We start from the raw sequence: 18694 nt of genomic DNA on the forward strand, positions 1-18694 counted from the left end.
CCGATCGGGGGATGCGTTTCCGAGCGGGACGGCCGATGCCGCCGGCGGCCCCGCGCCGCGAGGCTGAGGGCATGCCCGTCATCGAAGTCACCGATCTGCGCAAGTCCTACGGCGGCCGGACCGTCGTCGACGGCGTGTCCTTCACCGTCGAGGAGGGCGAGATCTTCGGCATCCTCGGCCCGAACGGGGCCGGGAAGACCACCACCGTCGAATGCGTCGAGGGTCTCCGCGTCCCCGACGCCGGCCGGGTGCGGGTCGCCGGCCTCGACCCCGTCGCCGACCACGACCGCCTCACCCGCGTCCTCGGCGCCCAGCTCCAGGAGGGGCGCCTCCAGGAGAAGCTCACCGTGGGCGAGGCGCTGCGCCTGTACGCGGCCCTGCACCCGGCGCCCGCCGACTGGCGTCCGCTCGCCGAACGCCTGGGCCTGACCGCCCGGCTGGACACCCGCTTCGGCAAGCTGTCCGGCGGGCAGAAGCAGCGCCTGTTCATCGCGCTCGCCCTCGTCGGCGACCCGCGCGTGGTCGTCCTCGACGAACTGACCACCGGTCTCGACCCGCGAGCCCGCCGCGACACCTGGCGACTCGTCGAGGAGGTCCGGGACAGCGGGGTGACCGTCCTGCTCGTCACCCACTTCATGGAGGAGGCGCAGCGGCTCTGCGACCGCGTCGCCGTCATCGACCACGGCCGCGTCGCCGCCCTCGACACGCCCGCCGGGCTCATCCGCCGCTCCGCCGGCGCCACCGTCATCACCTTCACGCCGTCCGCCCCGCTGGACGAACGGGAGCTGAACGCGCTGCCCGGACTCGCCTCCGTCAGCCACAAGGACGGCCGGATCACCCTCGCCGGCGGCGACGAGACGGTGAACGCCGTCATCAGCCTGCTCGCCCGGAACCGCGTCACCGCCCACCACCTGCGCGTCGGCGACGCCACCCTGGACGACGCCTACCTGGACCTCACGGAGACCACCTCATGAACACCGCCGTCCTGCGCACCGAGGCCCGGCTGCTCGCCCGCGAACCGGGCAGCCTGTTCTGGATCCTCGCCTTCCCGCCGCTGCTGCTGGTGATCCTCGGGGCCGTCCCCGCGTTCCGCGAACCCCAGGACGCGCTCGGCGGGCTGCGCGTCGTCGACACCTACGTCCCCGTCACCGTGCTCGTCGGCCTGATCGTCGCCGGGGTGCAGGCCATGCCGGCCGGGCTCACCGGCTACCGGGAGCACGGCATCCTGCGCCGGATGGCCACCACACCGGTCCGCCCGTCGGCCCTGCTGTCCGCGCAGATGCTGGTGCACGCCGTCGCCGCCGTGCTCTCCGCGCTGCTGACGCTCACCGTCGGCCGGGTCCTCTGCGACGTCCACCTGCCCCGGCAGCCGTTCGCCTATCTGCTCGCACTGCTCCTCGCGGTCCTCGCCGCCCTCGCGCTCGGCTCGCTGATCTCGGCGGTGTCCCCCACGGTGAAGGTGGCGGGCGCGGTCGGCACGGTGGTCTTCTTCCCGATGCTGTTCTGCGCGGGCGTCTGGCTGCCGGTGCCGTCGATGCCGGACCTCATGGCGGACATCGTGGTCCTCACCCCGTTCGGGGCCGCCGCCCGCGCCCTCGGGGACGCCACCGCCGGCGACTGGCCCCGCTGGGCCGACCTGGGCGTGATGGCCGGCTGGGCGGTGCTGCTGTCCGGGGCGGCCGCCCGCTGGTTCCGCTGGGAGTAGGCGGCCCGCCGTGCAGACTGGTGCCATGACCCTGTCGGACCGGGACATCGAGCGGCGCTGGCAGGTGATCCGCGCCAGGGGGCCGTACGTCCTGCTCGCCGTCGCCACGCTGCTGGCGCTGGCCACCGCCGAGCTGACGCCCGCCGCGGGGGAGCGGGCGGCGATCGGCGCGCTCGTCGCCGCCGGTTTCGGGTGGCAGCTGTGGTGGGGGCGCTGGAGCCGCACCCGGCCCGGCCCGTCCAAGGCCGGGACCGTGTACTACGCGGTGCGCTGGGCCCTCGGCTTCGCGCTGACCTGGCTCAACCCGTTCTTCGCGTTCTACGCGGCCGCCGGCTACTTCGACGCCGAGGAACTGATGCGGGGGCGGCGGCTGCGCTGGGCGGGACCGTTCGCCTGCGCGATCACCGTCTCCGGCTCGCAGGCCGGCGGGCTGCCGTTCCACCGGCCCCTGCAATGGACGATGTTCGCCGGCCTGGTGCTGGTCAACAGCGCCCTCCTGATCGTCGTCGGCCGTCTCACCGCCCAGCAGGAGGAACGCTCCCGCGCCCGCGCCGAGACCATCACCGAACTGGAGCGCGCCAACACGGCGTTGCATCAGGCCCTCGCCGAGAACGCCGCCCTGCACAGCCAGTTGCTCGTCCAGGCCCGGGAGGCGGGCGTCGCCGACGAGCGCCGCCGGCTCGCCGCCGAGATCCACGACACCATCGCGCAGGGCCTGACCGGCATCATCGCCCAGCTCCAGGTCGTCGCAGGCGCCCCCGACCTGGCCACCGCCCGCACCCACCTCGACCGCGCCTCCGCGCTCGCCCGGCACAGCCTCGGCGAGGCCCGCCGCTCGGTGCACAACCTCGCCCCCGTCGCCCTGGAGCACGACGGCCTGCCGCAGGCACTGAAGGGCACGGTCGCCGAGTGGTCCGAACGCACCGGAACCCGCGCCGACTTCACCGTCACCGGCACCACCGAGCACCTCCACGACGAGCTGTCGGCGACCCTGCTCCGCATCGCCCAGGAGGCCCTGTCCAACACGGCCCGGCACGCGGACGCGACCCGGGTGGGCGTCACCCTCACCTTCCTCGGCGACGAGGTCATCCTCGACATCCGCGACGACGGCCGCGGCTTCGACCCGGACACCCTGCCCGAACGCAGCCGCGCCGGCGGCTTCGGGCTCGCCGGGATGCGGGCCCGCGCCGAACGCATCGCCGGCTGCCTCGCCGTGGAGTCCGAACCGGGCCGCGGCACCGCCCTGTCGGCTCGCGTACCGTTGGTGCGCCATGAGCCCTGACACGTCCCCCATCACCCTGCTGATCGCCGACGACCACCCCGTCGTCCGGGACGGACTGCGCGGCATGTTCGAGTCCGCGCCCGGCTTCACCGTGCTCGGCGAGGCCGCGAGCGGCGAGGAGGCCGTGGAACGGGCCGCCGCCCTCGACCCGGACGTGATCCTCATGGACCTGCGCATGCCGGGCGGCGGCGGGGTCGCGGCCATCGCCCACCTCACCCGCACCGGCGCCCGCGCCCGGGTCCTCGTCCTGACCACCTACGACACCGACACCGACACCCTGCCCGCCATCGAGGCGGGCGCCACCGGCTATCTCCTCAAGGACGCCCCGCGCGACGAGCTGTTCACCGCGGTCCGGGCCGCCGCCGAGGGCCGTACGGTCCTCTCGCCGGCCGTCGCCTCCCGGCTGGTCTCCGCCGTGCGCACCCCGAGGAACGAGCGCGACGAACCGCTGTCGGCACGCGAGCGCGAGGTCCTCGCGCTGGTCGCCCGGGGCACCTCCAACCGGGAGATCGCCCGCGAGCTGTTCATCAGCGAGGCCACCGTGAAGACGCACCTCACGCATCTGTACGCCAAGCTCGGCGTCAACGACCGCGCGGCCGCCGTCGCCACCGCCTACGAGCGGGGCATCCTCGGCTGATCAGCCGGCCACCCGCAGCAGCAGCACGGCCCGCTCCGGCACGGTGATCTCCGTCCCCGCCCGGTGCTCCACGCCCGGCGCCCCGTCCTGCTCCTCCCGCGAGGTGTCGACCACCACCTCGTAGCGCCGCGCCCACGGCGTCCCCGGCAGGACGAACCGCACCGGCCGGTGCCCGGCGTGCAGCACCACGAGGAAGCTGTCGTCGAGGACGGGCGCCCCCCGCTCGTCCCGGCCCGGGATGTCCCGCCCGGACAGATACATGCCGAGCGTGGCGGCCGGCGCGTACCAGTCGGCCTCCGTCATCTCCGTGCCGCGCGCGGTGAACCAGGCCAGGTCGCGCAGCCCGTCCGCCGAGTGCGCCCGGCCCGAGAAGAACGCCCGGCGGCGCAGCACCGGATGCCGGTGGCGCAGCGCGATCAGCCGCGCCGTCAGGTCGGACAGCGCCTTCCAGCCCGGCTCCTCCAGCAGCCCCCAGTCCAGCCAGCTGATCTCGTTGTCCTGGCAGTAGGCGTTGTTGTTGCCGCGCTGGGTGCGCCCCATCTCGTCGCCCGCGACCAGCATCGGCACACCCGTCGACAGCAGCAGCGTGGTCAGCAGGTTCCGCAGCTGGCGCCGCCGCAGCGCGAGGACCTCCGCGTCGTCCGTCTCGCCCTCGGCGCCGCAGTTCCAGGACCGGTTGTCGTGGGAGCCGTCCCGGTTGCCCTCGCCGTTCGCCTCGTTGTGCTTGTGCTCGTAGGACACCATGTCCCGCAGCGTGAAACCGTCGTGCGCGGTCACGAAGTTCACCGAGGCGTACGGCCTGCGCCCTCCCCACGCGTACAGGTCGCTCGACCCCGACAGGCGGTACCCGAGGTCCCGTACGTCCGGCAGGGCACCGCGCCAGAAGTCCCGCACGGCGTCCCGGTAGCGGTCGTTCCACTCCGTCCACAGCGGGGGGAAGGCGCCCACCTGGTAGCCGCCCGAGCCGACGTCCCACGGCTCGGCGATCAGCTTCACCCGGCGCAGCACGGGGTCCTGCGCGATCACCGCGAGGAACGGCGACAGCATGTCGACGTCGTGCATCGAACGGGCCAGCGCGGCGGCCAGGTCGAACCGGAAGCCGTCCACCCCCATCTCCGTCACCCAGTACCGCAGCGAGTCGGTGATGAGCCGCAGCACGTGCGGCTGGACGACGTGCAGGGTGTTCCCGCAGCCCGTGTAGTCGGCGTAGCGGCGGGCGTCGTGCTGGAGGCGGTAGTAGCCGCGGTTGTCGATGCCCTTCAGCGACAGCGTCGGCCCCAGCTCGCCCGCCTCCGCCGTGTGGTTGTAGACGACGTCGAGGATGACCTCGATCCCGGCCGCGTGCAGGGCGCGCACCATCCGCTTGAACTCGCCGACCTGCTGGCCGGTCGTCCCCGAGGCGGCGTACCCGGCGTGCGGGGCGAAGTAGCCGATGGAGTTGTAGCCCCAGTAGTTGCGCAGACCCCGCCGCAGCAGATGGTCCTCGTGCGCGAACTGGTGCACCGGCAGCAGCTCCACCGCCGTCACCCCCAGCCTCACCAGATGCTCGATCGCCGCCGGGTGCGCCAGCCCGGCGTAGGTGCCGCGCAGCTCCTCCGGGATGCCGGGGTGCAGCCGGGTGAAGCCGCGCACATGCAGCTCGTAGATCACCGAGTCGGCCCAGGGCGTCTTCGGGCGGCGGTCGTCCCGCCACTCGTCGTCGGGGGCGTCGTCGTGCACGACCACGCCCTTGGGGACGTACGGCGCCGAGTCCCGCTCGTCGCGCACGGTGTCCGCGACATGCTGCTGGGGCCAGTCCCGGACATGGCCGTACACCTCGGGCGGCAGGCCGAAGTCGCCGTCCACCGCGCGCGCGTACGGGTCGAGGAGCAGCTTCGCAGGGTTCCAGCGGGCGCCGGTCCACGGGTCCCAGCGGCCGTGCACCCGGTAGCCGTAGCGCTGCCCGGGCATCACCCCGGGCACGAAGCCGTGCCAGATCTCGTGCGTCAGCTCGGTCAGCCGGGCGCGGGTCTCCTTGCCCCGCTCGTCGAACAGACACAGCTCCACGGCCTCCGCCCCACCCGCCCACAGCGCGAAGTTGGTGCCCGCCACCCCGTCCGGGCCCACCCGGAAGCGGGCGCCGAGCGGCACCGGCGTCCCCGGCCACACGGGCACCCCCGGCGCCCTGCCGCGTGCCCCGTTCACCGCGGTGGCCGGGCGCCCCTCCTCGGCGGCGACCGCCCCGGCCACCGCCTCCTGCTCGGCTGCGCTCGACACCTGACGGCCTCCCACGGCTCAGGGACCACACGCGTAAGGGAAGGGGGCCGCGGGCGTCCCGTACCGCGGCTCCCCGTCGCGTCGTCTCCCCACTGTTCTGCCCATCGCGTGGCTCGCACTCACGTTTCCCCAGGGCCGCCCCCGTCGTTGGGGTCTTCGTGAGGCACGTACAAGGGCGCGCGCGGCGCGCGGTGGCCGTGGTGGCCGCCGTACTGACATGGGCGGGACTGCTGGCCGGAGTGGCCGGCTGCACCGAGGACGGCGACGCGGCCGGGCTCGGCCAGGTGCTGAACAAGGCACCCGCGCCCGAGGACGTCATCCGGGTGACACCGGAGGACGGCACCAAGGGCGCGTCCCCGGACGACCGGCTGCTGGTCCGGGTGCGCAGCGGGCGCCTGGAGTCGGTGCGGGTGGTGAAGTCGCAGGACGCCGAGGAGACCCCGGTGCCCGGGCACCTCTCCAAGGACGGCCTGCGCTGGGAGCCGGACGAGCCCCGGCTCGCGCTGGCCGCCCGGTACACGGTCGACGCGGTGGCCCTCGACGGCCACGGACGCCGCAGCGCACGGCACACGACCTTCACCACGTACGTCCCCGAGAAGCGGTTCATCGGCTACGTCACCCCCGAGGACCGGGCGACGGTCGGCACCGGGATGATCGTCTCCCTGGAGTTCAACCGCGCGATCGCCCACCGGGCCGCCGTGGAGCGCGCCGTCCGCGTCACCGCCGAACCGGCCGTGGAGATCCGCCCGCACTGGTTCGGCGCGACCCGCCTGGACTTCCGCCCCGAGCACTACTGGAAGCCCGGCACCCGGGTCACCGTCGCGCTGGACCTGCGGGACGTCGAGGGGGCGCCGGACGTGTACGGCCTGCAGCGCAAGACGTTCTCCTTCACCGTCGGCCGCCACCAGGTCTCCGTCGTGGACGCGGCCCGGCACACCATGGAGGTGCGGCGCGACGGCGCCCTGCTGACGACGGTGCCGGTGACCGCGGGCGCCCCCGCGACGACCACCTACAACGGCAAGATGGTGGTCACCGAGATGCTGGAGCTGACCCGGATGAACGGCGCCACCGTCGGCTTCACGAAGGCCGACGGCAAGGGCGAGTACGACATCCCCGACGTCCCGCACGCCATGCGCCTGACCCGCTCGGGCACGTTCCTGCACGGCAACTACTGGGCGGACGCCTCCGTGTTCGGGAACAGCAACGTCAGCCACGGGTGCGTGGGTCTGCGGGACGTCAAGGGCGGCGGCTCCGACACCCCCGCGGGCTGGTTCTTCGACCGCAGTCTCATCGGGGACGTCGTCGAGGTCGTGCACAGCAACGACAAGCAGGTCGCCCCGGACAACGGCCTCGGCGGATGGAACATGGGCTGGAAGGACTGGAAGGCGGGGAGCGCCGTGAAGTAGGCGGCGGGCGGGGCCGGATGGGGCGGCGGGGGGCCGTCCCGCCCGCCCGGCGATGTTGGAACGAAACGGTGACAGACGCACCGACGTCGGCGACCTGACCTTGTGGTTAATATGCGCCGGTGAGCGCGGTGGACGCGCGGGGGATTGGGCCCGCTGAGGCCCGGGGGAGGGACACGGAATTGAACGTGCGGCCGATATCGGGGGCGTCGGTTGACGCACGCGCGCGGCGCGGACGCAAGGGCATGGCGGCACTGGCCGGAGTGCTGCTGCTGGCGGTCACCGCGTGCGGGGGCGGCGGCGGATCGGGCAAGGGCGCGGACGCGGGCAAGGGCGGCGACTCCTCGCAGGCCGAGGTCCGCAAGTCCAGCGCGGAGGTGACGATAGTCCCGAAGGACGGGGCGAAGTCCGTCGACACCAGCGGCGCGCTGAAGGTCACCGCGGCCAAGGGCAAGCTGACCGCCGTCGAGGTCAAGGACGCCAAGGGCAACGCGGTCGACGGCGAGATATCCGGCGACGGCGCCACCTGGACGCCGTCCCGGCATCTCGCCGCCTCCACGAAGTACACCGTGCACGCGGTCGCCAAGGACACCGAGGGTGTCGAGACCACGCAGGACTCCGGCTTCACCACGCTCACCCCGAAGGCCACCTTCCTCGGCAGGTTCACCCCCGAGGACGGCTCCACGGTCGGGGTCGGCATGCCGTTCTCCCTCCGTTTCGACCGGGGCATCACCAACCCGGAGGACGTCGAGAAGGCCATCACCATCAAGACCGAACCGGCCGTCGAGGTCGCCGGTCACTGGTTCGGCAACGACCGCCTGGACTTCCGGCCCGAGAAGTACTGGAAGGCCGGCACCAAGGTCACCGTCGACCTCGACCTCGACGGCGTCGAGGGCCGCGACGGCGTCTACGGCAAGCAGGACAAGAAGATCACCTTCACCATCGGCCGCAGCCAGGTCTCCTACGTCGACGTGAAGACCAAGAAGATGAAGGTCACCCGCGACGGCAAGACCATCAAAACCATCCCGGTCACCACGGGCGCGCCCGGCTACGAGACCTGGAACGGCCAGATGGTCATGACCGAGAAGTTCGTCCAGACCCGGATGAACGGCGACACGGTCGGCTACGCCGGCGAGTACGACATCAAGGACGTGCCGCACGCCATCCGCCTGACCGACTCCGGCACCTTCATCCACGGCAACTACTGGGCGGGCGGCGCCTTCGGCAACACCAACGCCAGCCACGGCTGCGTGGGCCTGCGCGACGTCAAGGGCGCCTGGGACAAGAACGCCCCGGCCGCCTGGTTCTACAACCGCTCGATGATCGGCGACGTCGTCGTCGTGAAGAACTCCGCCGACGCCACGGTGGCCCCGGACAACGGCCTGAACGGCTGGAACATGTCCTGGGAGAAGTGGAAGGCGTAACGCCCGCCTGTGACGGCCCGACGGCCCCGGTGCGCACCCGCGCCGGGGCCGTTCGCGTTCTCCGGCGCGGGATGTGACCGACCGCACCTCTCCGGCCCGGGTTAGCCCCCGTTAACCTGCTCGCATGACCGTGAATCTCGAAGTCGCCGAAGGCGTCGGTACCCTCCGTCTCGACCGGCCGCCGATGAACGCGCTGGACGTCGCCACCCAGGACCGGCTCAAGGAGCTCGCCGAGGAGGCCGGCCGTCGTGACGACGTGCGGGCCGTGGTGATCTACGGCGGGGAGAAGGTGTTCGCGGCCGGCGCGGACATCAAGGAGATGCAGGCCATGGACCACGCGGCGATGGTCGTGCGGGCCCGCGCCCTGCAGGAGTCCTTCACGGCGGTGGCCCGCATCCCCAAGCCCGTGGTGGCCGCCGTGACCGGCTACGCGCTCGGCGGCGGCTGCGAGCTGGCGCTGTGCGCCGACTTCCGCATCGCCGCGGACAACGCCAAGCTGGGCCAGCCCGAGATCCTGCTCGGCCTCATCCCGGGCGCGGGCGGCACCCAGCGGCTGGCCCGTCTGGTCGGCCCGTCGAAGGCCAAGGACCTGATCTTCACGGGCCGGATGGTCAAGGCCGAGGAGGCCCGTGAACTCGGCCTGGTGGACCGCGTGGTGGCCGCCGACCAGGTCTACGCCGAGGCGCACGCCTGGGCGGCGAAGCTGGCCCAGGGGCCGGCGATCGCGCTGCGCGCGGCCAAGGAGTCCATCGACACCGGCCTGGAGACCGACATCGAGACGGGCCTCGCCGTCGAGCGGAACTGGTTCGCGGGCCTGTTCGCGACCGAAGATCGCGAACGCGGGATGCGCAGCTTCGTCGAGGAGGGCCCCGGCAAGGCGAAGTTCCTCTGACGCGTCCGCGCGGTCCGTGAAAGTCCGCCGGACCCCTTGCAATTGACACCGTGTCTGACCCGGATCCCTCGATGGGGCACTTTATGGGAGCCTTAAGGCAGCCTTAAGCGCACCTTGTCGAGGGAGCCGGTCAAAGGCCGTCGGAGGGGCTTCCGCCGCAGCTCAGCGGGGCTGTGGACGGCTCCGAACTGCCCGTGGCATATGCCGATCGGCTGCGGCGGAATGACCGCTTCCGGGGGGTGTATTCCTCGGGAACGGCCACGCGGAGGCCCGCGGACGGCCATGATGGGGGCATGGCGGGGCTGGAGGGTATCGAACAGCCGCGGGGACACAGCCGTGCGGCCGCGGCGCGCTGGTCGCCGGCGGTCGAGGACGAAACTGCCGCGAAGGCGCTGGAGTTGTTCGGCGATCCCACGGAGGCCGAAGTTCCGCTGCCGTCCCGCCCCGAGTCCGCCGCCACCGCACGCCGGCTGACCCAGACGGTGGTCCTGCGGCAGTGGGCCCTAGGCCCCAGGATGGCTGAGGACGCCGTGCTCCTCGTCTCCGAACTCGTCGGCAACGCCGTCCGTCACACCGGCGCCCGGGTGTTCGGCTTACGGATGCGCCGCCGGCGCGGCTGGATCCGGATCGAGGTCCGCGACCCCTCCCGCGGTCTGCCCTGTCTGATGCCGGTCCAGGAGATGGACGTCAGCGGCCGGGGGCTCTTCCTCGTCGACAAGCTCGCCGACCGCTGGGGCGTGGATCTGCTGCCCCGCGGCAAGACCACCTGGTTCGAGATGAGGGTCACCGAACGCTGAGGGCCGCCCCGCCTCCGCGAACGGATAATCTGACCTGCGGCACAAAGCCAGCACGACACGACGTGACGCGAGTACACGCGACAAGAGGGGCGGACCGGTGGCGCACATCGACATCGAGGAAGCACGCAAGCAGTTCGAGCGCATCGATGCGGACGGCGACGGCACCATCACCGCCGCCGAGTTCAAGACCGCCCTCGCCCAGGGCGGCGACTGGAACGTCACCGAGTCCGTCGCCGAGGCCATCATCAAGAGCCGCGACCTCAACGGCGACAAGGTGCTGTCCTTCGACGAGTTCTGGGCCTTCCTGAACAAGTAGGACCTCCCCGAAGGGGCGCCCTCCTCCCGCGGAAGGCGCCCCTTCAGGCGTCCTCGGCCCAGTCCCGCAACGCCGCCTTGCTGGAGAAATCCGCGACGTTCTTGTCGAGCGGGTCGTCGGTGTACTGGTGGAAGCGCCACTTCGCCTTGATCCGCGGCTTGCCCTTGGTGACGTAGTCCGCGATCCACAGGCCGTCCCCGGCGTACGACGTGGTGTCGACGTTCAGCCAGTAGTGGCGGTTGCAGTACAGGACCACCCGGTTGTCCGGCCGCTTCTCCTTCAGCAGGCGGATGAACCTGTCCTTCTCCGCGTTGCTCGCGTGCGTGCCCTCGCCGGTGGTCTCCCAGTCGACGGCGAGGATGTCACCCGCCTTCTCCGGCGCGTGCTTGAGGAAGTAGTCGGCCTGGGCGGTCAGGTTCCCGGGCCACAGGAAGTGGTAGTAGCCGACGACCAGGCCCGCGTCACGGCCGTGCTTGGTCTGGGCGGAGAGCTTCGGGTTGACGTACGAACGGCCCTCCGTCGCCTTGACGAAGACGAAGGAGAGGCCGTCGGTGTCGTAGGAGGAGGACTGGTACGCGCTCACGTCGATGCCGCGCAGCATGGGGGGACTCCCTGAGGTGCCTTGGGGGGACAGGAGTTGACCTGGCTTATGCCCACCGTGGCACGGCTGACGCGTCATCGACGTGGAATCGTCAACATTCGATGATGTTCACGGCGAGCCCGCCGCGCGCCGTCTCCTTGTACTTGACGGACATGTCGGCGCCCGTGTCCTTCATGGTCTTGATGACCTTGTCCAGGGACACCTTGTGCGAGCCGTCGCCGCGCATCGCCATCCGGGCCGCCGTGACCGCCTTCACGGCCGCCATGCCGTTGCGCTCGATGCAGGGGATCTGCACGAGGCCGCCGACCGGGTCGCAGGTGAGGCCCAGGTTGTGCTCCATGCCGATCTCGGCGGCGTTCTCCACCTGCTCCGGGGAGCCGCCCAGCACCTCCGCCAGCGCGCCCGCCGCCATCGAGCAGGCCGAGCCGACCTCGCCCTGACAGCCGACCTCCGCGCCGGAGATCGAGGCGTTCTCCTTGAAGAGCATGCCGATCGCGCCCGCGGCGAGCAGGAAGCGGACCACGCCCTCCTCGTCGGCGCCCGGCACGAAGTTGATGTAGTAGTGCAGGACGGCCGGGATGATGCCGGCCGCGCCGTTCGTCGGGGCGGTGACCACCCGGCCGCCGGCGGCGTTCTCCTCGTTCACGGCCATCGCGTAGAGCGTGATCCACTCCATGGCCAGCGCCTTCGCGTCCCCCTCGGAACGCAGCTTGCGCGCGGTGTTCGCGGCCCGGCGCCGCACCTTCAGACCGCCCGGCAGGATGCCCTCGCGGGACATGCCCCGCGACACGCACTCCCGCATCACCCGCCAGATCTCCAGCAGGCCCTCGCGGATCTCCTCCTCGGTGCGCCAGGCCCGCTCGTTCTCCAGCATCAGCGCCGAGATCGACAGGCCCGTCTCACGGGTCAGGCGCAGCAGCTCGTCGCCCGTGCGGAAGGGGTACTTCAGGACGGTGTCGTCGAGCTTGATCCGGTCCTCGCCGACCGCGTCCTCGTCGACGACGAAACCGCCGCCCACCGAGTAGTACGTCTTCGTCAGCAGCTCGGCGCCCTGGGCGTCGTACGCCCACAGGGTCATGCCGTTCGCGTGGTACGGCAGGGCCTTGCGGCGGTGCAGGACCAGGTCGTCGTCGAAGGAGAACGCGATCTCCCGCTCGCCGAGCAGCCGCAGCCGGCCCGACTCCCTGATCGACTCCACGCGCTGGTCGGCGGACTCGACGTCCACCGTGCGCGGCGAGTCGCCCTCCAGGCCGAGCAGCACGGCCTTCGGGGTGCCGTGCCCGTGCCCGGTGGCGCCCAGCGAGCCGTACAGCTCGGCCCGGACGGCGGTGGCGGACTCCAGCAGGCCCTCGTTGCGCAGCCGGCGCGCGAACATACGGGCCGCCCGCATCGGGCCCACCGTGTGGGAGCTGGACGGGCCGATGCCGATCGAGAACAGGTCGAAGACCGATATGGCCACGGAAACTCCTCGGTGCGGGTGGTGCGGGGTGGTGCCTGGACCCTCCCCGGGGGCCCCGCACCTTCGAGTGTGCGGGACGCCCCGGGAAAGGGACGACGGTCCTACTTGTTCAGACCGGCGTAGAGCGGGTGCTTGTCGGCGAGCGCCTTCACCCGGGCCTTGAGCGCCGCGGCGTCGTACGACGGCTTCAGCGTCTCGGCGATCACGTCGGCGACCTCGGTGAAGTCCTCCGCGGTGAAACCGCGGGTGGCCAGCGCCGGGGTGCCGATGCGCAGCCCGGAGGTCACCATCGGCGGCCGCGGGTCGTTCGGGACCGCGTTGCGGTTGACCGTGATCCCGACCTCGTGGAGGCGGTCCTCGGCCTGCTGCCCGTCCAGCTCGGAGTCCCGCAGGTCGACCAGGATCAGATGCACGTCCGTGCCGCCGGACAGCACGTTCACCCCGGCCTCACGGGCGTCGGCCGCGGTCAGCCGGTCCGCGAGGATCCGGGCGCCCTCGACCGTGCGGCGCTGGCGCTCCTTGAACTCCTCGGAGGCGGCGACCTTGAACGAGACCGCCTTGGCGGCGATCACGTGCTCCAGCGGACCGCCCTGGAAGCCCGGGAAGACGGACGAGTTCAGCTTCCTCGCGAAGTCCTTGCCGCGGGCCAGGATGATCCCGCCGCGCGGACCGCCGAGCGTCTTGTGGGTGGTGGAGGTGACCACGTCGGCGTGCGGCACCGGGTTGGGGTGCAGCCCGGCCGCGACCAGACCCGCGAAGTGGGCCATGTCCACCCACAGGTAGGCGCCGGTCTCGTCGGCGATCCGGCGGAAGGCCGCGAAGTCCAGCTGGCGCGGGTACGCCGACCAGCCCGCGATGATCACCTTCGGGCGGTGCTCCTTGGCGAGGCGCTCCACCTCGTCCATGTCGACCAGACCGGTCTCGGCGTCCACGTGGTACGCGACCACCTGGAACTGCTTGCCGGAGAAGTTCAGCCGCATCCCGTGGGTGAGGTGACCGCCGTGCGCCAGGTCCAGACCCAGGATGGTGTCGCCGGGCTGGGCCAGCGCGAACAGCGCGGCCTGGTTGGCCGAGGCGCCCGAGTGCGGCTGCACGTTGGCGTACTCGGCGCCGAACAGCTCCTTGACCCGGTCGATCGCGATCTGCTCGGCGACGTCGATGTGCTCGCAGCCGCCGTAGTAGCGCCGGCCGGGGTAGCCCTCGGCGTACTTGTTCGTCAGGACCGAGCCCTGCGCCTCCATGACGGCGAGCGGGGCGAAGTTCTCCGACGCGATCATCTCGAGGGTGGACTGCTGACGCTCCAGCTCCGCGTCGAGCGCGGCGGCGACCGCCGGGTCCAGCTCGTGCAGGGGCGTGTTCAGAAGGGAGTTCTCAGACATGGGGGACTACGGCTCCTCAGCCGGCGGTGTGGGCGTCGTACTCGTCGGCGGAGAGCAGGTCGGCCGGCTCCTCCGTGACGCGCACCTTGAACAGCCAGCCGCCCTCGAAGGGGGCCGAGTTCACCAGGGCCGGGTCGTTCACCACGTCCTCGTTGATCTCGGTGACCTCGCCGGTGACCGGGGAGTACAGGTCGGAGACGGACTTCGTCGACTCCAGTTCGCCGCAGGTGTCACCGGCGGTCACGGTCGAGCCGACCTCGGGGAGCTGGGCGTAGACGACGTCGCCGAGCGCGTTCGCCGCGAACTCGGTGATGCCGACCGTGGCGACGCCGTCCTCGGCGGTCGCGAGCCACTCGTGCTCCTTGCTGTAACGCAGCTGCTGGGGGTTGCTCATGGCCTGAATTCTCCTGTACACGCGGGAGTGCTGATGAAGGGGGGACGGGGGACACGGACATGGCGGCGGGCGTGCGCGGTCGCACGCCGCCCTGCCAGTCTGTACGCGCGGCGTCGCTCGTGCCGCTCGCGGGTCCTACTTCTGGCGCTTGTAGAACGGCAGCGCCACGACCTCGTACGGTTCGTGGCTGCCGCGGATGTCCACGCCGACACCGGGGGTGCCCGGCGCCGCGTGCGCGGCGTCGACGTACGCCATGGCGATCGGCTTGCCCAGGGTGGGGGAGGGGGCGCCCGAGGTCACCTCGCCGACGACCTCGCCGCCCGCGACGACCGGGTACCCGGCGCGCGGGACCCGGCGGCCCTCGGCGACCAGGCCGACCAGGACGCGCGGCGGGTCCGTCTCGGCGCGCTCGGCGGCCTTCCGCAGCGCCTCGCGCCCGACGAAGTCGCCCTCCTTCTCGAACTTCACCACCCGGCCGAGCCCGGCGTCGAAGGGGGTGAGCGAGGTCGACAGCTCGTTGCCGTACAGCGGCATGCCCGCCTCCAGGCGGAGCGTGTCCCGGCAGGACAGGCCGCAGGGGACCAGGCCGACGCCCTCGCCGGCCTCGGTCAGCGCCTGCCACAGCGCCACGGCGTGCTCCGGCTTCACGAACAGCTCGAAGCCGTCTTCGCCGGTGTAGCCCGTGCGGGCGATCAGGGCGGGCACGCCGGCGACGGTGCCGGGCAGGCCGGCGTAGTACTTCAGGCCGTCGAGGTCGGCGTCGGTGAGGGACTTCAGGATGCCGGGGGACTCGGGGCCCTGGACGGCGATCAGCGCGTACGCGTCCCGGTCGTCGCGGACCTCGGCGTCGAAGCCGGCCACCCGCTCGGTCAGGGCGTCGAGGACGACCTGGGCGTTGGAGGCGTTCGCGACGACCATGTACTCCGTCTCGGCGAGCCGGTACACGATCAGGTCGTCGAGGATGCCGCCGTCGGCCTGGCAGATCATGGTGTAGCGGGCCCGGCCGACGCCGACGGAGGCGATGTTGCCGACCAGGGCGTGGTTCAGGAAGGCGGCCGCCTGGGCGCCGGTGACCGTGATCTCACCCATGTGGGACAGGTCGAACAGGCCGGCCCGGGTGCGCACCGCGTTGTGCTCGTCGCGCTCGGAGCCGTAGCGCAGGGGCATGTCCCAGCCGGCGAAGTCGGTCATGGTGGCGCCGAGCGAGCGATGCAGGGCATCGAGCGCGGTACGGCGCGGTGCGGAGGCTGCGGTACTGCTCATCGGTCGGTCTTCTCCAAGGGCAGACGGGCGAGGAAGGTCCTCCCCATCTGTCATCGGAACCTGAGAGGTTCGCCACGACCCCCGCGGGGGAGGTTCATGGCTTGCACCTTGGGTGGAGCCACCGCGTACGGCGGCCCGCTTTTCAGATGTGCCTCGCCCGCGCGGTAACGGGGCCTGAGAGATTCAAGGGAGGGACTTGCTCCTTCGGCGCCCCGGCGGCGTACTGCCGGGGACTCTCCCGCGCGGATTCAAACGGCCGGTATGCAGTTGGCGCCGCCATCATCGCATGCCCGGCCCCCTCCGCCCCAGGCCACATCTGTAACCGGTCTGTGGCGGTGAGCGAACGAAATCGGAGGCGAGACTCCATTACCTTCTCTTTACGCACGGTGGGGACGGGGAAGCCTGTATGCGGAGGAGGACGATGCCGGTGAAGCGCACCTCGGCGTACGCCACGACCTCGGGCGTCGCCCTGCCCGGTCAGCCGGCCGCCCCCGCCGCCGAGACCGTCGCGCCCGCACCTGTCGTCCGCGATCTGCGCGAGCGCTCCGGCCGCGGCCCGCACGCCCTGCTCTTCGGCCCGCGCGACCTCGTCGTGATCACCGGTCTGCCCGGCAGCGGCAAGTCCACCCTGATGCGGCGGACCGTGCCCGGCGCGCGCGTCGACTCCCAGGACACCCGGGACCGCTGGGACGCCCGGATGCCCCGCCTCCTGCCCTACGCGCTCTACCGCCCCCTGGTCCGCCTCTCCCACTACGCCGGGCTGCGCCGCGCCGTCCGTGGCGGGGGCGGGCTCGTCGTGCACGACTGCGGCACCCAGGCGTGGGTGCGCGGCTGGCTGGCCCGGGCGGCCCGGCGCCGCGGCGGCGTCCTGCACCTGTTGGTGCTCGACGTCGACCCGGACACCGCGCTGGCGGGACAGCGCGAGCGCGGCCGGGGCGTCTCCCGGTACGCCTTCCTGCGCCACCGGCGTGCCGCCGCCCGGCTGATGCGCGCGGTCACCGCCGGCGACCTGCCCCGGGGCTGCGGCTCGGCGGTGCTGCTCGACCGGGACGCGGCCGCCGCGCTGCGCCGGATCGGCTTCACCGGCTGACCGGGCCCCGCCGGACGGCGGGGACCCCGGTAGCCTTTCGACCCTCAGACGTGATTCACAGCAGGCGGTCACCCACAGATGGACTTCGCAGCGGATCTCCCCGCGGACTTCCCGGCAGGCTCACCTCTCCACCCGCACGGCGGCTGGCCCGGCAACGAACTGGAGGAGGTGCTCTCCGCCTCCCTCGGGCAGCCCTCGGCAGGCGCCCGGATCGTGGAGGTGCTCGGCCGCAGCTTCGTCTGGGTCCCGCTGCCCAACGGCGGTGGCCCGCACAGCGGTCCGCTCGACCTGCCCGGCATGGAGATCGACGGCCAGGGCTATGTCCCGGTGTTCTCCTCCGAGGAGCAGTTCCGGCAGGTCGTCGGCTCCCACATGGCGTACACCGTCGCCCCCGCCGTGGAGTTCGCCCGAGGGCTGCCCCCGCACGTGGGCATCGCCGTCAACCCGGGCGGTGTGGTGGGCGTTCCGCTGCCCCCGGCGGCGGTGGCCGAGGTGTGCCGGGCGGGCCGTTCCCCGCTGGACGGGCCCGCCTCCGGCGGCCGCGTCAAGCTCTACGAGCCCGACTGGCAGGACGACCCGGTCGACTTCCTGTCCGCCGCCTCCGCCGAGTTCGCCGCGATCGGCGTCGTCGCCACCGCCCGCCGCTGCCTCGCCGCGATCGAGACGGGCCCGCCGGTCATGTTCGTCGGCGTCGAACTCACCCACTGGGAGGGCGATCTGAGGGCGGCCCCCACGGACGCCCTGGGCCGCGCCCTCGGCCGGGTCCCCGTGCCCTGGCCGGTCAACCTGGTCCTCCTCGACGTGGCCCAGGACCCGGTCATCGAGTGGATGCGGGCGAAGGTCCGCCCCTTCTACACCCGCGAGCCCTGAGACCCCCGGCGCAGCGCCCAGGATCCGAACGGCAGGCCTGAGAGCTGTCCCGCCGGGAATGAGGGGACAGCCCTTAAGCTGGGATCGAAGCCATGGTTTCCCGAAGGGGCGGTAAAAGGTGAGCGCGAGCGGCACAACCTCGACCGGGCAGGTCGAGCACATGCTGCGCCAGGTGACCCCCGGGCGCTACGACGCCTACGAGGCCCTCCTGCGCGCGCTCGCCACCCCGGCCACCGGCCAGGTCTGGATGCTGTTGTGGCACGGTCAGGCGGGCTCCCCGGACGCCCAGTACGGGAACATGGAGGTCGACGGGCACGGCTACGCCCCGTGCGTCACCTCCGCCCAGGAGCTGTCCGCCAGTGGCTGGAACCGCAGTTACGAGGTCGTCGACGGGCTCGACGTGGCCCGCACCCTCTACCCCGACCACTACGGCCTCTGGCTGAACCCGCACGCCCCCGGCGGCGGCGTCGGCATCCCCTGGCTCGACCTGCGCCGGATCGCCACCGGCCTGGACCGCCAGCCCGCGGGCCCGCTGCGGCTGTCGGAGCCCGCCATCGAGATCCCGCAGTTCTACGCCCTCCTCGCGCAGAACGCCCACCGCACCCCGGCCGTGCGCACCCTGCGCCGCGCCTGGGTGCAGCCCGCGCTCGGGGCGCCGTATCTGGCGATCGGCCTGGACGTGTACGACACCAGCCCGCCCGCGGTCGACGCGGTGCGCTCGATGATGCTCCAGTCGGTCACCGCGGTTCCGGACGGACTGCCGGTCTCGACCGTCGCCCTGGCCGACGAGGACGACCCGGTGGCGCTGTGGATGCGGGCGGCCGCGCGGCCGTTCTACGACCGCGAGGCGCACGCCCCCGCCCCCGCCGGAGGCTATGGCTACCCTCCGGCACAGGGCCGTTACTGAGCATTCACTTGACCTTGCG

Annotated in this window: 18 protein-coding genes and 1 riboswitch; of the genes, 12 read left to right on the top strand and 6 right to left on the bottom strand. The window is 72.3% G+C overall.

From position 1 onward, the window contains the following. Positions 1–71: 71 nt before the first annotated feature. Genes F8R89_RS24525 through F8R89_RS24540 form a run of 4 tightly spaced genes read left to right on the top strand, consistent with a single transcriptional unit; the run spans position 72 to position 3624 of the window. Positions 72–974 (top strand): ABC transporter ATP-binding protein, encoded by a 903-nt coding sequence (locus tag F8R89_RS24525; RefSeq protein ID WP_151785970.1) that lies wholly within the window; start codon positions 72–74, stop codon positions 972–974. Then, positions 971–1705 (top strand): ABC transporter permease, encoded by a 735-nt coding sequence (locus F8R89_RS24530; RefSeq protein WP_151785971.1) that lies wholly within the window; start codon positions 971–973, stop codon positions 1703–1705. The genes F8R89_RS24525 and F8R89_RS24530 overlap by 4 nt, the downstream gene beginning before the upstream one ends. Positions 1706–1730: 25 nt before the next feature. Next, positions 1731–2987, top strand: a complete 1257-nt coding sequence (locus F8R89_RS24535; RefSeq protein WP_151785972.1) for a sensor histidine kinase — start codon at positions 1731–1733, stop codon at positions 2985–2987. Beyond that, a complete protein-coding gene (locus tag F8R89_RS24540; RefSeq protein WP_151785973.1) occupies positions 2977–3624 on the top strand; it encodes a response regulator in 648 nt (215 codons plus the stop codon). The genes F8R89_RS24535 and F8R89_RS24540 overlap by 11 nt, the downstream gene beginning before the upstream one ends. Here F8R89_RS24540 and glgX read toward each other — a convergent pair whose 3' ends face one another. Further along, entirely contained in the window at positions 3625–5880 is a 2256-nt protein-coding gene (gene glgX / locus F8R89_RS24545) for a glycogen debranching protein GlgX (RefSeq protein ID WP_151785974.1), read from the bottom strand. A 158-nt stretch (positions 5881–6038) separates the two neighbouring features. Between glgX and F8R89_RS24550 the strand changes: the two genes are divergently transcribed. The 5 genes from F8R89_RS24550 (at position 6039) to F8R89_RS24570 (ending at position 10712) form a co-directional block, all read left to right on the top strand. Beyond that, the gene (locus tag F8R89_RS24550) at positions 6039–7286 is read left to right on the top strand and encodes a L,D-transpeptidase (RefSeq protein ID WP_151785975.1); all 1248 of its coding nucleotides are present in this window, start codon (positions 6039–6041) and stop codon (positions 7284–7286) included. Positions 7287–7465: 179 nt separating this feature from the next. After that, positions 7466–8707, top strand: a complete 1242-nt coding sequence (locus F8R89_RS24555) for a L,D-transpeptidase (RefSeq protein WP_192806215.1) — start codon at positions 7466–7468, stop codon at positions 8705–8707. 124 nt (positions 8708–8831) lie between these two features. Next, the gene (locus F8R89_RS24560) at positions 8832–9599 is read left to right on the top strand and encodes an enoyl-CoA hydratase/isomerase family protein (protein WP_151785977.1); all 768 of its coding nucleotides are present in this window, start codon (positions 8832–8834) and stop codon (positions 9597–9599) included. Positions 9600–9892: 293 nt separating this feature from the next. Then, positions 9893–10396, top strand: coding sequence for an ATP-binding protein (locus F8R89_RS24565; RefSeq protein WP_151785978.1), 504 nt, complete (start codon positions 9893–9895; stop codon positions 10394–10396). Between the two features lie 97 nt (positions 10397–10493). Then, complete coding sequence (locus F8R89_RS24570) at positions 10494–10712, top strand: EF-hand domain-containing protein (RefSeq protein ID WP_151785979.1); 219 nt, start codon at positions 10494–10496, stop codon at positions 10710–10712. 43 nt (positions 10713–10755) lie between these two features. Here the strand turns inward: F8R89_RS24570 and F8R89_RS24575 are convergent, their stop codons facing one another. From F8R89_RS24575 to gcvT, 5 genes are all read right to left on the bottom strand, one after another. Then, positions 10756–11313 carry a glycoside hydrolase family 25 protein gene (locus F8R89_RS24575; protein ID WP_151785980.1) on the bottom strand — a complete coding sequence of 186 codons (558 nt, stop codon included), beginning with the start codon at positions 11311–11313 and terminating at the stop codon, positions 10756–10758. A 91-nt stretch (positions 11314–11404) separates the two neighbouring features. Continuing rightward, positions 11405–12772, bottom strand: a complete 1368-nt coding sequence (locus tag F8R89_RS24580; protein WP_151785981.1) for an L-serine ammonia-lyase — start codon at positions 12770–12772, stop codon at positions 11405–11407. A gap of 101 nt (positions 12773–12873) precedes the next feature. After that, the gene (gene glyA, locus F8R89_RS24585) at positions 12874–14151 is read right to left on the bottom strand and encodes a serine hydroxymethyltransferase (RefSeq protein WP_151785982.1); all 1278 of its coding nucleotides are present in this window, start codon (positions 14149–14151) and stop codon (positions 12874–12876) included. 16 nt (positions 14152–14167) lie between these two features. Then, on the bottom strand, positions 14168–14545 hold the full coding sequence (gcvH, locus tag F8R89_RS24590) for a glycine cleavage system protein GcvH (protein ID WP_108708802.1): 378 nt from the start codon (positions 14543–14545) through the stop codon (positions 14168–14170). Positions 14546–14680: 135 nt separating this feature from the next. Beyond that, entirely contained in the window at positions 14681–15808 is a 1128-nt protein-coding gene (gene gcvT / locus F8R89_RS24595; RefSeq protein WP_151785983.1) for a glycine cleavage system aminomethyltransferase GcvT, read from the bottom strand. 152 nt (positions 15809–15960) lie between these two features. Continuing rightward, a riboswitch (glycine riboswitch) is annotated at positions 15961–16059 on the bottom strand. Positions 16060–16229: 170 nt separating this feature from the next. Between gcvT and F8R89_RS24600 the strand changes: the two genes are divergently transcribed. The 3 genes from F8R89_RS24600 to F8R89_RS24610 all read left to right on the top strand — a co-directional run bounded on the left by F8R89_RS24600 (position 16230) and on the right by F8R89_RS24610 (position 18675). After that, positions 16230–16898, top strand: coding sequence for an AAA family ATPase (locus F8R89_RS24600; RefSeq protein ID WP_192806216.1), 669 nt, complete (start codon positions 16230–16232; stop codon positions 16896–16898). A 78-nt stretch (positions 16899–16976) separates the two neighbouring features. After that, positions 16977–17768, top strand: coding sequence for an enhanced serine sensitivity protein SseB (locus tag F8R89_RS24605; RefSeq protein ID WP_151785984.1), 792 nt, complete (start codon positions 16977–16979; stop codon positions 17766–17768). A gap of 118 nt (positions 17769–17886) precedes the next feature. Further along, positions 17887–18675, top strand: a complete 789-nt coding sequence (locus F8R89_RS24610) for an enhanced serine sensitivity protein SseB C-terminal domain-containing protein (protein ID WP_151785985.1) — start codon at positions 17887–17889, stop codon at positions 18673–18675. Positions 18676–18694: the final 19 nt, after the last annotated feature.

Origin of the sequence: Streptomyces sp. SS1-1 (genome assembly GCF_008973465.1) — a bacterium.
Lineage (GTDB): Bacteria > Actinomycetota > Actinomycetes > Streptomycetales > Streptomycetaceae > Streptomyces.

What these genes read in the sequence shown, in the direction of transcription:
- F8R89_RS24525 (WP_151785970.1), top strand. Translation starts at nt 72, where the DNA reads ATGCCCGTCATCGAAGTCACCGATCTGCGCAAGTCCTACGGCGGCCGG.
- F8R89_RS24530 (WP_151785971.1), top strand. Translation starts at nt 971, where the DNA reads ATGAACACCGCCGTCCTGCGCACCGAGGCCCGGCTGCTCGCCCGCGAA.
- F8R89_RS24535 (WP_151785972.1), top strand. Translation starts at nt 1,731, where the DNA reads ATGACCCTGTCGGACCGGGACATCGAGCGGCGCTGGCAGGTGATCCGC.
- F8R89_RS24540 (WP_151785973.1), top strand. Translation starts at nt 2,977, where the DNA reads ATGAGCCCTGACACGTCCCCCATCACCCTGCTGATCGCCGACGACCAC.
- F8R89_RS24560 (WP_151785977.1), top strand. Translation starts at nt 8,832, where the DNA reads ATGACCGTGAATCTCGAAGTCGCCGAAGGCGTCGGTACCCTCCGTCTC.
- F8R89_RS24565 (WP_151785978.1), top strand. Translation starts at nt 9,893, where the DNA reads ATGGCGGGGCTGGAGGGTATCGAACAGCCGCGGGGACACAGCCGTGCG.
- F8R89_RS24575 (WP_151785980.1), bottom strand. Translation starts at nt 11,313, where the DNA reads ATGCTGCGCGGCATCGACGTGAGCGCGTACCAGTCCTCCTCCTACGAC.
- glyA (WP_151785982.1), bottom strand. Translation starts at nt 14,151, where the DNA reads ATGTCTGAGAACTCCCTTCTGAACACGCCCCTGCACGAGCTGGACCCG.
- gcvH (WP_108708802.1), bottom strand. Translation starts at nt 14,545, where the DNA reads ATGAGCAACCCCCAGCAGCTGCGTTACAGCAAGGAGCACGAGTGGCTC.
- gcvT (WP_151785983.1), bottom strand. Translation starts at nt 15,808, where the DNA reads ATGAGCAGTACCGCAGCCTCCGCACCGCGCCGTACCGCGCTCGATGCC.
- F8R89_RS24600 (WP_192806216.1), top strand. Translation starts at nt 16,230, where the DNA reads ATGCCGGTGAAGCGCACCTCGGCGTACGCCACGACCTCGGGCGTCGCC.
- F8R89_RS24605 (WP_151785984.1), top strand. Translation starts at nt 16,977, where the DNA reads ATGGACTTCGCAGCGGATCTCCCCGCGGACTTCCCGGCAGGCTCACCT.